This is a genomic window from Microlunatus aurantiacus, assembly GCF_039536605.1.
GTDB lineage: Bacteria > Actinomycetota > Actinomycetes > Propionibacteriales > Propionibacteriaceae > Microlunatus > Microlunatus aurantiacus.
On record NZ_BAAAYX010000020.1, the window covers coordinates 83,133 to 95,762 of the forward strand.

Sequence of the window (12,630 nt, forward strand, 5' to 3'; positions counted from 1 at the left end):
GACGTGGCTCACTTGGACCCCCCGATCTGCAGACCGATGGCTGCCTTCTCCTTGGTGGACTTGACCGTGGTGCCGAAGCCGCGCCCGAACCGGCGCTCCAGGTAGGCCTGGCCGATCATCAGGACGCTGGTGGCGATCAGGTAGTACAGCGTCGCCGCCACGAAGACGGGGAACAGCTGAAAGGTCCGGGCCCCGATCTGGGAGAGCTGAAAGAACATCTCCGTGGACAGCGGCAGGGCGATCAGCAGCGAGGTGTCCTTGAGCATGGCGATGGTCTCGTTGCCGGTCGGTGGGACGATCACCCGCATCGCCTGGGGCAGCACCACGCGGCGCATGGCCAGCCCGCGGCTCATGCCCACCGCCCGGGCCGCCTCCATCTGGCCCTTGTCCACGCTGTTGATGCCGGCCCGGGCGATCTCGGCCATGTAGGCCGCCTCGGAGGCGGCCAGACCGATGATCGCCCCGACCAGACCGGAGAACAGGGTGTTGGCGTCGACGCTGTAGAAGCGCCAGTCGCCCGACAGCCCGAACCACTCGATCAGCTTCCAGTCGAACGGCACGCCGAGCGACAGACCACCCCGGTTGAGTGGGAACAGGATCCCCAGCACGCCCATGATGGTCAGCAGCACCAACCGGGGGATGGCCCGGAAGAACCAGGTGTACAGCCAGGACACGCCGCGCAGGATCGGGTTGTCCGACAGCCGCATGATGGCGAGGAGCACCCCGCCGATCACCCCGAAGAACATGGCCAGCACGGTGCAGAGCAGGGTGCCCTTGATGAAGCCCTCGATGACGATGCTCTGGTTCATCGCCTCGAAGACGAACGGCCAGTTGAAGGCCGGGTTGAACAGCACCAGGTGCAGGAACATCAGTCCCAGCACCGCGAGCACCACGATCGTGACGTAGCGCCCCGGGTGGCGGACGGGCACCGCGTCGATGATGCCCGGCCGCTCCGGCTCCCGCGCGGCCGGCTCGGTCACGGCTTGACTTCGAAGCTGTCGACCGCGCCGCCGCTGGTGCCCCAGGTCTTCAGGATCTCCGCGTAGCTGCCGTCGGCCTTCATGGCGGTGAGCGCGTCGGCGACGGTCTGGGCCAGCTCCTGCTGGTCCTTGGCCACCACGACACCGTACGGAGCGGCGTCGTAGACGTCACCGAGCAGCTCGAGCTTGCCGCCCGACTTCGACACCGCGTACGCCGTCACCGGGGAGTCGGCGAGCATGGCGTCCGCCTTGCCGGTCGCGACGGCCGCGGTGGCGGTGTCCTGACCCGCGTACTGCTGGATCTTGATCGGGTCGGACCCGCACTTCTTCTGCCGGACCGGCAGGTCGTCGAGGTCCTGCACGGTGGCCTTCTGCACCGCGATCGTCTTACCGCAGGGGTTCTCCGGGTCCACGCCCTTCGGGTTGCCGGCGGCGGTGGCCCACTGGGTGCCGGCGGAGAAGTAGCTGACCATCAGGACCTGCTGCAGCCGCTCGTCGTTGATCGTGAACGAGGACACGCCGAGGTCGTACTTGGCGCTGGTGACGCCCGGGATGATGGTGGCGAACGGGGCGTTCTCGAACTCGGCCTCGACCCCGAGCTTCTTGGCCACCGCGGTGAAGAGGTCGACCTCGCTGCCGACGATCTTGTCGCCCTCGGTGAACTGGTTCGGGGCGTAGCTGGCGTCGGTGCCGATCTTGATCTTGCCGGCGGTACGGATCGCCTCGGGCAGCTTGGCGTTGAGATCGGCGTCGGCGCTGACCGACGTGGTCGGCGCCGGTGACGCGTCGCCGCCGCTCAGGGTGTTGGAGCCGCAGGCGGACAGCAGGAGCGAGGCGACCGCCGTGGCAGCCAGGGCTGCCTTGAGGGGGATGCGCATAGGAAGGTGACCTCCGGGAGTCGGTGACGAGAAGACTTCTCGTACGACCTGTGACGCACGAGATCCTCGGGCATCCTGCCATGGCAGACGCTGGATCTCGCACCGAAGGCAGCACTGGAACCCGATCGAAATATGGTCGGTCTCGTCGTCACCCGCTGCTCCGCTACGCGGCGGCTCGCGAACGGTTCGTCTGACCGGACAGGGTCGGCGCCTCGCTCGCGGGCGGGATCGGCCGGCTCGGCCGGAACCAGTCCAGGGCGGTGCGGAGGGCGACGGGCCGGGAGGGCATGTAGTAGTGGAACAGCACCCAACGGGCGAGCCAGCCAGAGAGGCCGAGGAGCGGCACCCCGGCCAGCTCGGCGGAGCCCACGCCGACCCCGAAGCTCGCCGCCTGCCCGAGCCCGGGGAAGCGGAAGGGGCGGGGCGGCGCTCCGCGCAGTGCCAGGGCGACGTTCGCCCCTGCACGCTCCCCGTGGTAGATCGCCCAGAGAGCGCTGGCCGGGCAGGAGCCGGTGCCCGCCGGGTGCGGCACGGCGGCGACGTCGCCGCCCGCCCAGACGCCGTCGACCACTCCGGCGGCGTCGCGCACCCGCAGGTACTGGTCGACCACGAGGCGACCGGTGGGGTCCCGCGCCAGCATCTCCGTCCCGGGCAGGGCCACCGGCACCTGTCCGAGCGTGGTCACCACGGTGCCGATCGGGAGCGCTGCTCGGCCCTCCACGTGCGCCGTGGTGGCCGTCACCGCGGTCAGCCGACCGCCGCACCACACCTCGACCCCGGCCAGCGCGACCTGAGCGGCGGCGTGATCGGCCACCCGGTCGAGCTGCGGCCGCAGTCCCGGCAGCAGGGTCGGGCCCGCGTGCGCCAGCACGACCCGAGGTCGTATCCCGACGCCGAGCCGCCGCCCCCGCACCTGCCGGTCGAGTCGTTGCTGGACCGCCACCGCGGTCTCCACGCCGGCGAACCCGCCGCCGGCGACCAGCACGGTGAGCAGCCTCGCCAGTTCGAGCGGGTCCGGGGTCGCGGCGGCGCGCGCCACGACCGCGTCGAGGTGGTCGATCAGCGCCTCGAGGGCGCCCTCGCCCTTCGTCGAGTGGGCGTACGCGTGCAGGCCCGGGACCGGTTCGGTGGCGTCGCGGCTGCCGACGCCGAGCACCAGCTGGTCGTACCGCAGCTGCGTCATCCCCGTCACCCCGACGACGGTGACCACCCGCCGGTCCAGGTCGACCGACTCGACCGTCCCGGTGACGACGCGGACGCCGGGGAGCAGATCGGTGAGCGGGGTCAGTGTGCGCTCGAGCCGGACGTGTCCGGTGAGGACCTCGGCGGTCCAGCCGTGGAAGGCGTGGCTCCGGCTCGCCGACACCACGGTGACCCGCACGCGCGAGCCGCCGGCCGGGCCGAGGGCGTGCCGGAGGCGGCGGGCGGCCCACACGGCGGTGTAGCCACCGCCGAGGACCACCACATCGGTGACCATCAGCCGACCCGGCCGAGCAGCACCGGTGCCGCCGTGGGCCAGGGCACGGGCCGGCCGAACGACAGCGCCGGTTCGGCCAGGGTGAAGCCGAGGTCGGAGTGCCGTCGGGCGGCGTCCCGCATCCGCCGCGCGTGAGCGACGTCGGCGGTCCCGACGGCGTGCGCCCGCTGTCCTTCGAGCGCCATCAGCATCGTCTCGCACAGGCAGGCGTACGCGAGTCCGCGGGGGAGTCCGATGTCTCCACGGACGTCGATCCCCGGTACGGCGGCGACCCCGCCGTCGACGACCAGGACATCGGGACGGTGCGTGGCGAGGGTCGGATCGGTGTTGCGCGGCTGAGTGTCATCCAGGACGACGGCGCCGGGCTTGAGATGCTCCGAGCGCAGGAGCGCATCCGCGGCCGAGGTCAAGATCACCACCAGGTCCGCCCGCCGCACCGCGTCCATGGTCCGCGCGGTGCGGACCGTGAGCGTCTCTCCGTTCCTGGTCAGCGTGGCCGTCACCTCCTGGGCCAGGGCCGCCAATCGCTTCGGCTCCCGGGCGATGAGGGTGACCTCGGTGCCGAGCGGCTCGTCGGCCAGCATCCTCACCACGCAGGAGCCCACGCTGCCGGTGGCACCCACGACGGCGACGTGTCCACCCGGTGCGGCCGGCAGCAGCCGCCGCAGCGCCTCGACCGTGAGGTGCGCCGTGAAGGCGTTCCCGGTCGTGAAGGTCACGCCCGGGCGCTCGCGGAGCAGCCGCCCGCCGGCTGTCACCGGTGCGGTCAGCGCGCCCAGCCCCACCACCGACGCCCCGAGCTCGACCGCGTGGTCCACCGCCTGCTCGATCTTGCCGATCACCCAGCGGCGGTCCTCGCAGAGCAGCTGTCGGGCGCCGACCGGGACCACCAGGACGTGACCGAGCGGACTGTCGTTCACGTCACCGGACCCGGCCGACCCCGGCATCCGCCGGTGGACACCGGCCAGCGGCAGGGTCGGCAGGGGGAGATGACGGAGCGCCGACCGCCAGACGCCTTCCGGCACCAGGCCCAGCGGCCGCCAGACCCGGGCCATGTCGGCGGCGACGTCGGCCCGGGGATGGACGAGGAACGCGAACGTCGCCGGCGGAGCGACGGGTACGGGTGCAGTCACGGTGGGCTCCTCCGGGTCGGCGCGCGAACGCGATGACACCGGGAGGGAGGGGAGACGTCACCTGATACGCGGAGCGGGACCGGTGCCGCCGGTCACCGGCCGGCACACGCCGACGCATGTCGGCCGTTCTTGACTCGGGGGTGGTATCCGGCTGCGGGTTGGCGGTCCGGTTGACCGTTGTCGACTCGGGGGTGGTATCCGGCTGCGGGTTGGCGGTCCGGTTGACCGTTGTCGACTCGCGGGCGGCATCCGGCGGCAGGTCGGCGGTCCGGTTTGCCGTTGTTGACTCGCGGGTGGCATTCGGCGGCAGGTCGGCGGTCCGGTTTGCCGTTGTTGACTCGGGGGTGGGATCCGGCGGCAGGTCGGCGGTCCGGTTTGACCGTTGTCGACTCGCGGGTGGGATCCGGCGGCAGGTCGGCCGTCCGGTTGACCGTTTCCGACTCGCGGGCGGCATCCGGCGGTCGGTCGGCCGTCCGGTTGACCGTTTCTGACGCGCGGGTGACATCCGGCTCTAGATCGCCCGTCCGGTAGACCGTTGTCGACTCGGGGGTGGGATCCGGCTGCGGGTTGGCCGTCCGGTTTGCCGTTGTTGACTCGCGGGTGGCATCCGGCGGCAGGTCGGCCGTCCGGTTGACCGTTGTTGACTCGTGGGTGGCATCCGGCGGCAGGTCGGCGGTCCGGTTTGACCGTTGTTGACTCGCGGGTGGCATCCGGCGGCAGGTCGCCCGTCCGGTTGACCGTCTCCGACTCGCGGGCGGCATCCGGCGGTCGGCTGTGCGTGCGTGTTCGGACGCGAAGGTCAGCGCAGGCGGCGGGCTCCGGCCGACGGTACGCCGACGAAGTGGGCGGGCGGTCCGTAGCCCGAAGCCTCGAAGGCCTCGGCGATGGCCAGGGCCACCGCGTCCGAGCGGCCCTGGTCCACCAGGGCGATGATGCAGCCGCCGAAACCTCCACCGGTCATCCGCGCCCCGTGCGCGCCGGCCTCGGTGGCGACCCGGACGGCCAGGTCGACAGTGGGCACGGTGATCTCGAAGTCGTCACGCATGGAGGCGTGGGAGGCGTCCAGCAGCGGCGCCAGTCCCCGGTAGTCCTGGGCGCGGAGCCTCTCGGCCGCGTCCAGGACCCGCTGGTTCTCGGTGACGACGTGGCGGACCCGGCGTCGCATCACCTCGTCGTCCAGCTGGGCCAGCGCGGACTCCAGGTCGGGGACGTCGCGGAGCGCCGACACCCCGAGGATGGCCGCGGCGTCCTCGCAGCTCTGCCGGCGGGCGGCGTACTCGCTGTCGACCAGGGCGTGCGGGGTGCGGGTGTCCAGGACCAGCAGCTCCAGACCGGCCCCGGCCAGGTCGAGCGGCACCTGCTCGACGTCGAAGCTGCGGCAGTCGAAGAACAGGGCGTTGCCGGCCTCGCACAAGGTGGAGGCGGCCTGGTCCATCTGCCCGGTCGGTGCGCCGACGAAGGCGTTCTCCGCTCGGCGGGCCAGCTTGGCGCGCTCCATCGGCTCGATCACCAGGTCGTCGAGGTCGGCGAGAACGGCGAGGGTGGCGCACTCCAGCGCGGCCGAGGACGACAATCCGGCCCCGATCGGCACGTCGGAGGTGAGCACCAGATCGGCTCCACCGACCCGGTGACCGGCCTCGTCCAGGGCCCAGACGACGCCCGCCACGTACGCCTGCCAGCCGTCCATCCCGGGCACCAGGTCCGCGCGGTCGAAGGTCTCGGTCAGGTTGCCGTTGAGCGACCGGACGCGCCAGGTGTCGTCGTCGCGACGGCCGGCGGCCACGGTGACGCGCTGCGGCAGCGCGAACGGCATCACGAAGCCGTCGTTGTAGTCGGTGTGCTCGCCGATCAGATTGACCCGACCCGGCGCCGCCCAGACCCCGGCCGGAGCCCGCCCGACCAGGTCGGTGTAGGCCCGGGTGAGGACGTCGACGTCGGCGGGTGCGGCGGGCTGGGAGTCCATGGCCCGCACTGTAGCGAGTCCCGGGAGGCGCGCGGCACGCCACTAGGGTGAGTCCATGCTCGCCGCGTACGCCGTCGCCGCCGACGCGCAGGACCCGCTGTCCGCGCTCCGCGTGGGGGAGATCGAGCCGCCCCCGGTGCCTGACGGCTGGGTGACGGTGCAGGTCCGCGCGGCCGCCCTGAACCACCACGACGTGTGGTCGTTGCGTGGGGTGGGCCTGCCGGCCGACCGACTGCCGATGATCCTGGGCTGCGACGCGGCCGGAGTCACCGACGACGGCCGCGAGGTGGTGGTCCACGCGGTGATCAACGACCCGACCTACACCGGCCCGGACGAGACCTTCGACCCCCGCCGGTCGCTCCTCTCGGAGCGCCATCCCGGCACCCTGGCCGAGACGGTCCGGGTGCCGGCCCGCAACCTCGTCGCCAAACCGGCGGCCCTGTCGTTCGCCGAGGCCGCGTGCCTGCCCACGGCCTGGCTGACCGCGTACCGGGCCCTGTTCACCGCGGCCGGGCTGCGGCCCGGGGACTCCGTGCTGGTCCAGGGCGCCGGGGGAGGGGTGGCCACCGCCGCGATCATGATCGGTCGGGCCACCGGGCTGCGGGTCTGGGTCACCTCCCGCGATCCGGGGCGGGGCGAGCGGGCCCTGGAGCTCGGCGCCCACCGTGTCTTCGCCGCGGGGGAGCGCCTGCCCGGGCGGGTGGACGCGGTGCTGGACAGCGTGGGTGCCGCCACCTGGTCGCACTCGGTCAACGCCCTCCGGCCCGGGGGCCGGCTGGTCACCGTCGGCACCACGTCCGGTGCCGAACCGCCGTCGGCGGAGCTGACCAAGATCTTCTTCAAGCCGCTGCAGGTGGTCGGCAGCACCATGGGCACCCGTGACGAGCTGGCTGCCGTGCTGCAGCTGGTGGAGAGCACGGGTCTGCGACCACTGGTCGATCGGGTGCTGCCGCTGTCCGACGCAGCCGCCGGCCTCGCCGCGCTCGCCGCCGGCGAGGTCTTCGGCAAGGTGGTCCTCGAACCCTGACCTCCGAGCCGCTCACGAAGGTCACCGGCCGGGGTCACCGGCCGGGGGGTCACGCCCGAAGGCCACGGCCAGAGGTCACCGGCCGGGGATCACCGGCACGTCACTCCGCCGGTCGCCGACCGGTGTCCACCACCAGCGTGCTGCCGTACGTAGCAGCCTGGACCATCCGCAGCTGGGCCAGCGCCGGGTGCTCGTCGAGCAGCCTGGCCGCGTTGGCCATCGACCGCAACGCGGCGCTCTCGGCCCGGGCGGCCTCCAGCTGGACCAGCCCGCGCTGCCGGGTGGTGATCAGGTCGGCGTACGCGGACCGCAGCTCGGCCGGCAGCACGATGTCCTTGATCACGACGTCGTCGACCGCGATGCCGACCGAGGCTCCGGCCGGCTGAGCCGCCGCCAGCAGCGCCGGGCCGACGTCGGACCGGCCGGAACGCACGACGTCCATCACCTCGCGGGTGGCCAGCTCGTCCCGGAGGGCGATCTGGACGGCGAGGTAGACGACCGCTTCGGCGTCGGCGACGGCGGTGTAGGCCACCGGGTCGAGCACCTGCCAGCGGACGGCCGCGGACACCTTCACGGAGACGGTGTCGGCCGTGAGCACCTCCTGGGCGGCCACGCCGGTGATCCGCTCCCGGACGTCGACGTGCTCGTAGACGGACCGGCGCTCGCGCCGGTGACGACCGGGCCCGAGCACCCGCGCGACAGTGCCGTCGCGGACGACCAGTGCCCGTTCGTGGCGTTCGACCACGATGGTGAACACACCCATCTCGACCCTCCTCACGGCTCCCGCCGACGCTGTCCCGAAACGGACCTCGTCCGCCGACCCGGCACGGCGCGGGGCAGCCCGCGTCGACCGGACCGCGGGTGCCGCAGAGCGGCGTACCGGTGACGTCGGCGGACGAGACCCGTCGCGTTGGGACTCGAACCCAGTACCCAGCCGGAGCTGCCACCAGAGCCCGGGTACGACATGCGGCATCTGGATCGGCAGCGCCGACCGTCACCGCTGATCCGGGCTCGCCGAGCGTACGGCGCGCGACCGCGCCCGCGCGACGGGTTTCCCGCCGGCCGCGGTGGCCCGGCCCCGGTGCCGTTCAGTCCTCTTCGTCGTCGAGCCGCGCCAGCCAGGTGGCCAGCTGCTCGACCGGGCCCTCGAACTCGGGGTGCAGGTCGACGAAGGACCTGAGCTGCTCGGCGAGCCACGCCAGGGTGACCTCGTCGTCACCCCGGCGTGCCTCGAGCTCCTCGATCCCTCGATCGGTGAAGTACATCGCGCCCCTGCTCCGAGTCAGCGGAAGGCTGACTCGAGCAGCTCGCGCTGCTGAGCCTCGTGCACCTTGGCCGACCCCACCGACGGCGCCGACGAGGCGGGCCGGGTGATGGGGGTGACCGTCCACTGCTGGCTCGGCTCAGCCGCTCGGAGCGCGCTGATCAGGTTCAGCGCCATGAACGGCCACGCCCCCTGGTTGGCGGGCTCGTCCTGCACCCAGAGCAGCTCGGCGCCGACGTTGGCGAACTTGCGCAGCTCCGCGCCGATCTCCTCGGCGGCCAGCGGGTAGAGCCGCTCGACCGGGATGATCGCGGTGTCCCAGCGGTCCAGCTGGGACCGCTTCGTGGTGAGGTCCCAACGGACCTTGCCCGAGCACAGGATCACCCGGCGGACGGCGCCCGCGTCGGTGATCTGCGGATCGGCCAGCACGGGGCGCCAACGGTCCTCGATGAAGTCCTCCGGCTGCGAGACGGCCTGCTTGTTCCGCAGCATCGACTTCGGCGTCATGATCACCAGCGGGCGGTGTCGCTCGCCGATCGCGTGCTGGCGCAGCAGGTGGAAGTGGCTGGCCGGGGTCGACGGCTGGGCGACGGCGATCGAGTCCTCGGCCGCCAGCTGCAGGAACCGCTCGATCCGGGCCGAGCTGTGGTCGGGCCCCTGCCCCTCGTAGCCGTGCGGCAGCAGCAGCGTGACCCCCGACTTCTGGGTCCACTTCGCCTGTCCGGACGAGATGAACTCGTCGATGATCGTCTGCGCACCGTTGGCGAAGTCGCCGAACTGCGCCTCCCACAGGACCAGGGCGTCGGGCCGGGCCACCGAGTAGCCGTACTCGAACCCCATCGCGGCGTACTCGCTGAGCAGCGAGTCGAAGATGTGGAACTTGCCCTGGTCGTCGTCGAGGTGCTTCAGCGGCACGTACGACTCGCCGGTCCTGCGGTCCACCACCGACGCGAAGCGCTGCACGAACGTGCCGCGCCGGCTGTCCTGACCGGTCAGCCGGACCGTGCGGCCCTCCATCAGCAGCGAGCCCAGGGCCAGGATCTCCGCGGTGCCCCAGTCGATGCCGCCCTGGGTGATGGCGGCGGCCCGGCGCTGCAGCTGCGGCATCACCTTCGGGTGCACGCTGAACCCGTCGGGGAAGCTGGTGTGGGCGTCGGCGATCTTCTTCAGCGTCTCCAGCGAGACGGCGGTGCCGTGGGGCGCGGCCTCCTTGCTCGGGTAGGCCGGCACCATCTGCAACGGGTTCTTGTGGTCGGACTGACCGGCGTCCCGCACCTCGCGGAAGACGCTCTCCAGGCGCTGCTGGTAGCGCGTCATCACCGCCTCGGCGTCCTCGATGGTGATGTCGCCACGACCGATCAGGGCCTCGGTGTAGAGCTTGCGGGTCGACCGCTTCTTCTCGATCAGGTCGTACATCAGCGGCTGGGTGAAGCTCGGGTCGTCGCCCTCGTTGTGACCGCGACGGCGGTAGCAGATGATGTCGACGACGACGTCCTTGTTGAACTCCTGCCGGAAGGCGAAGGCCAGCCGCGCCACCCGGATGCAGGCCTCGGGATCGTCGCCGTTGACGTGGAAGATCGGCGCCTGGATCATCCGGGCCACGTCGGTGCAGTACATCGAGGACCGCGACTCGGTCGGGGAGGTGGTGAAGCCCACCTGGTTGTTCACGATGATGTGGATGGTGCCGCCGGTGCGGTAGCCCCGCAGCTGCGACAGGTTGAGGGTCTCCGCAACCACGCCCTGGCCGGCGAACGCGGCGTCCCCGTGCATCAGCACCGGCATCACCGGGAACTCGTTGCCCCGGTCCAGGATGTCCTGCTTGGCGCGGGCGATGCCCTCGAGCACCGGGTTGACCGCCTCGAGGTGGCTGGGGTTGGCCGCCACCGACGTCTTGATCGTCGCGCCGCTCAGGGCGGTGAACTTGCCCTCGGCGCCCAGGTGGTACTTCACGTCGCCCGAGCCCTGCACGGTGCGCGGGTCGATGTTGCCCTCGAACTCACGGAAGATCTGGGCGTAGCTCTTGCCCACGATGTTGGCCAGCACGTTCAGCCGACCACGGTGCGGCATGCCGATGCAGACCTCTTCCAGACCGTGGTTGGCCGCCTGCTCGCACACCTCGTCCAGCAGGGCGATGGTGGCCTCGCCACCCTCCAGGGAGAACCGCTTCTGACCGACGAACTTGGTCTGCAGGAACGTCTCGAAGATCTCGGCCTCGTTCAGCTTGTCCAGGATCCGCAGGTGCTCCTCGCGCGGCAGCGACTCGTGCGGCCGCTCCACCCGGTCCTGGATCCACTTGCGCTGGGCGGGCTCCTGGATGTGCATGTACTCGATGCCGATGGTGCGGCAGTAGGAGTCGCGGAGGATGCCCAGGATCTTGCGCATCTTCATCAGGCCCTGGCCGCCGGCGAACGAGCCGGTGGCGAACTCCCGGTCCAGGTCCCACAGCGTCAGGCTGTGGGTCTGCACGTCGAGGTCGTGGTGGCTGCGCTGCCGGTACTCCAGCGGGTCGGTGTCGGCCATCAGGTGCCCGCGCACCCGGTAGGCGTTGATCATCTCGAAGATGCGCGCCTGCTTGGAGACCTGGTCCTCGTGGTCGGCGCTGAGGTCCTGGGCCCAGCGGATGGGCTCGTACGGGATGCGCAGCGCGGAGAAGACGTCGTCGTAGAAGCCGTCCTCACCGAGCAGCAGGGCGTGCAGCCGGGCCAGGTACTGACCGGAGCCGGCGCCCTGGATGACCCGGTGGTCGTACGTCGAGGTCAGCGTCATCACCTTGGACACGCTCATCTGCGAGAGCTTGTCCGGGTCCGACCCCTGGAACTCCGGCGGGTAGTCCATCGACCCGACGCCGATGATCGCGCCCTGGCCGTTCATCAACCGGGGCACCGAGTGGTTGGTGCCGATGGTCCCGGGGTTGGTCAGGGTGATGGTGGTGCCCTGGAAGTCCTCGACGGTCAGCGAGTTCGACCGGGCCTTCTTGACGATCTCCTCGTAGGCCGACCAGAACTGGGCGAAGTCGAGGTTCTCGCAGCTCTTGATGCTGGGCACCAGCAGCTGACGGGTGCCGTCCGGCTTGGGCATGTCGATGGCCAGCCCGAGGTTGATGTGCCGGGGCACCACCATCGTGGGCTTGCCGTCGACGACCTCGTAGCCGTTGTTCATGGCGGGGTGCGTCTTCAGCGCCTGCACCATGGCGAAGCCGATCAGGTGCGTGTACGACACCTTGCCGCCACGGGCCCGACGCAGGTGGTTGTTGATCACCACGCGCTGGTCGATCAGCAGCTTCACCGGCAGGGACCGGACGCTTGTGGCGGTCGGCACCGTCAGCGAGGTGTCCATGTTCTTGGCGGTCCGGGCGGGCGCGCCCCGGAGCACCGTACGGGTCGGCTCCTCCAGGTCCACGGTGGGCCGGTTGGCCGGGTTCGGCGGATCGGCCGGGACCCCGCCGCGGTTGCCGGGGGCGGTGGGTCGGGCGTTCTTGTTCGCCGTCGGCTGCTCAACGGTGGCAGGCCGCTTGGCGGCCGCAGCGGGAGCGGCGGGCGCCGGCCGGGCCGGCGTGCTCGGGGCCGACGCCGGGGGGGCCGTCTGCTTGGCGGGGGCCGTCTGCTTGGCGGGAGCCGCCTTCGGTGCGGCGGTGGCGGCCGCGGGCGCCGCCGGGCGCGTGGTCGCGCCGTTCCCCTGCCCCCCGGACCCGTTCGGGCCCGTGCTGGTGCCGCCGGAGCCGTTGGCGGAGCCGCCGAGCTGGTGGGTCGTGAAGTACTGCGCCCAGCTCGGGTCCACCGAGTCGGGATCGGAGACGTACTGCTCGTACATCTCCTCCAGCAGCCAGTCGTTGGCGCCGAACTCCTCGGCTAGAGCGTCTGTGGCGGTCTGGGTGGAGCTGGATGGGTCGGGCACGGGGGCCACAATCG

9 protein-coding genes are annotated in these 12,630 nt (G+C 71.6%); 1 reads left to right on the plus strand and 8 read right to left on the minus strand.

The window, feature by feature from the left end; translation table 11 throughout:
- Nucleotides 1-8: 8 nt before the first annotated feature.
- The 5 genes from ABD714_RS18765 to galK all read right to left on the minus strand — a co-directional run bounded on the left by ABD714_RS18765 (nucleotide 9) and on the right by galK (nucleotide 6,431).
- On the minus strand, nucleotides 9-980 hold the full coding sequence (locus ABD714_RS18765) for an amino acid ABC transporter permease (RefSeq protein WP_344813974.1): 972 nt from the start codon (nucleotides 978-980) through the stop codon (nucleotides 9-11).
- Nucleotides 977-1,858 carry an ABC transporter substrate-binding protein gene (locus tag ABD714_RS18770; protein WP_344813975.1) on the minus strand — a complete coding sequence of 294 codons (882 nt, stop codon included), beginning with the start codon at nucleotides 1,856-1,858 and terminating at the stop codon, nucleotides 977-979. Before ABD714_RS18770 ends, ABD714_RS18765 begins: the two co-directional genes overlap by 4 nt.
- Before the next feature lie 163 nt (nucleotides 1,859-2,021).
- Entirely contained in the window at nucleotides 2,022-3,335 is a 1,314-nt protein-coding gene (locus ABD714_RS18775; RefSeq protein WP_344813976.1) for an NAD(P)/FAD-dependent oxidoreductase, read from the minus strand.
- Nucleotides 3,335-4,468, minus strand: coding sequence for an NAD(P)H-binding protein (locus tag ABD714_RS18780; protein WP_344813977.1), 1,134 nt, complete (start codon nucleotides 4,466-4,468; stop codon nucleotides 3,335-3,337). Before ABD714_RS18780 ends, ABD714_RS18775 begins: the two co-directional genes overlap by 1 nt.
- Before the next feature lie 799 nt (nucleotides 4,469-5,267).
- Entirely contained in the window at nucleotides 5,268-6,431 is a 1,164-nt protein-coding gene (gene galK, locus ABD714_RS18785) for a galactokinase (protein ID WP_344813978.1), read from the minus strand.
- A 55-nt stretch (nucleotides 6,432-6,486) separates the two neighbouring features.
- On the opposite strand from galK, the gene ABD714_RS18790 reads away from it, so the two are divergent.
- Nucleotides 6,487-7,458, plus strand: coding sequence for a zinc-binding dehydrogenase (locus tag ABD714_RS18790; protein ID WP_344813979.1), 972 nt, complete (start codon nucleotides 6,487-6,489; stop codon nucleotides 7,456-7,458).
- 100 nt (nucleotides 7,459-7,558) lie between these two features.
- Here ABD714_RS18790 and ABD714_RS18795 read toward each other — a convergent pair whose 3' ends face one another.
- The 3 genes from ABD714_RS18795 to ABD714_RS18805 form a co-directional block, all read right to left on the minus strand.
- The gene (locus tag ABD714_RS18795) at nucleotides 7,559-8,221 is read right to left on the minus strand and encodes a slipin family protein (RefSeq protein WP_344813980.1); all 663 of its coding nucleotides are present in this window, start codon (nucleotides 8,219-8,221) and stop codon (nucleotides 7,559-7,561) included.
- A 325-nt stretch (nucleotides 8,222-8,546) separates the two neighbouring features.
- Complete coding sequence (locus tag ABD714_RS18800; RefSeq protein WP_344813981.1) at nucleotides 8,547-8,723, minus strand: DUF6104 family protein; 177 nt, start codon at nucleotides 8,721-8,723, stop codon at nucleotides 8,547-8,549.
- A gap of 17 nt (nucleotides 8,724-8,740) precedes the next feature.
- Entirely contained in the window at nucleotides 8,741-12,616 is a 3,876-nt protein-coding gene (locus tag ABD714_RS18805; protein WP_425562419.1) for a multifunctional oxoglutarate decarboxylase/oxoglutarate dehydrogenase thiamine pyrophosphate-binding subunit/dihydrolipoyllysine-residue succinyltransferase subunit, read from the minus strand.
- Between the last annotated feature and the right edge of the window lie 14 nt (nucleotides 12,617-12,630).

Bases quoted from the DNA above. Each gene is read 5' to 3' on its own strand.
- ABD714_RS18770 (WP_344813975.1), bottom strand. From the start codon at position 1,858: ATGCGCATCCCCCTCAAGGCAGCCCTGGCTGCCACGGCGGTCGCCTCG.
- ABD714_RS18775 (WP_344813976.1), bottom strand. From the start codon at position 3,335: ATGGTCACCGATGTGGTGGTCCTCGGCGGTGGCTACACCGCCGTGTGG.
- galK (WP_344813978.1), bottom strand. From the start codon at position 6,431: ATGGACTCCCAGCCCGCCGCACCCGCCGACGTCGACGTCCTCACCCGG.
- ABD714_RS18790 (WP_344813979.1), top strand. From the start codon at position 6,487: ATGCTCGCCGCGTACGCCGTCGCCGCCGACGCGCAGGACCCGCTGTCC.
- ABD714_RS18795 (WP_344813980.1), bottom strand. From the start codon at position 8,221: ATGGGTGTGTTCACCATCGTGGTCGAACGCCACGAACGGGCACTGGTC.
- ABD714_RS18800 (WP_344813981.1), bottom strand. From the start codon at position 8,723: ATGTACTTCACCGATCGAGGGATCGAGGAGCTCGAGGCACGCCGGGGT.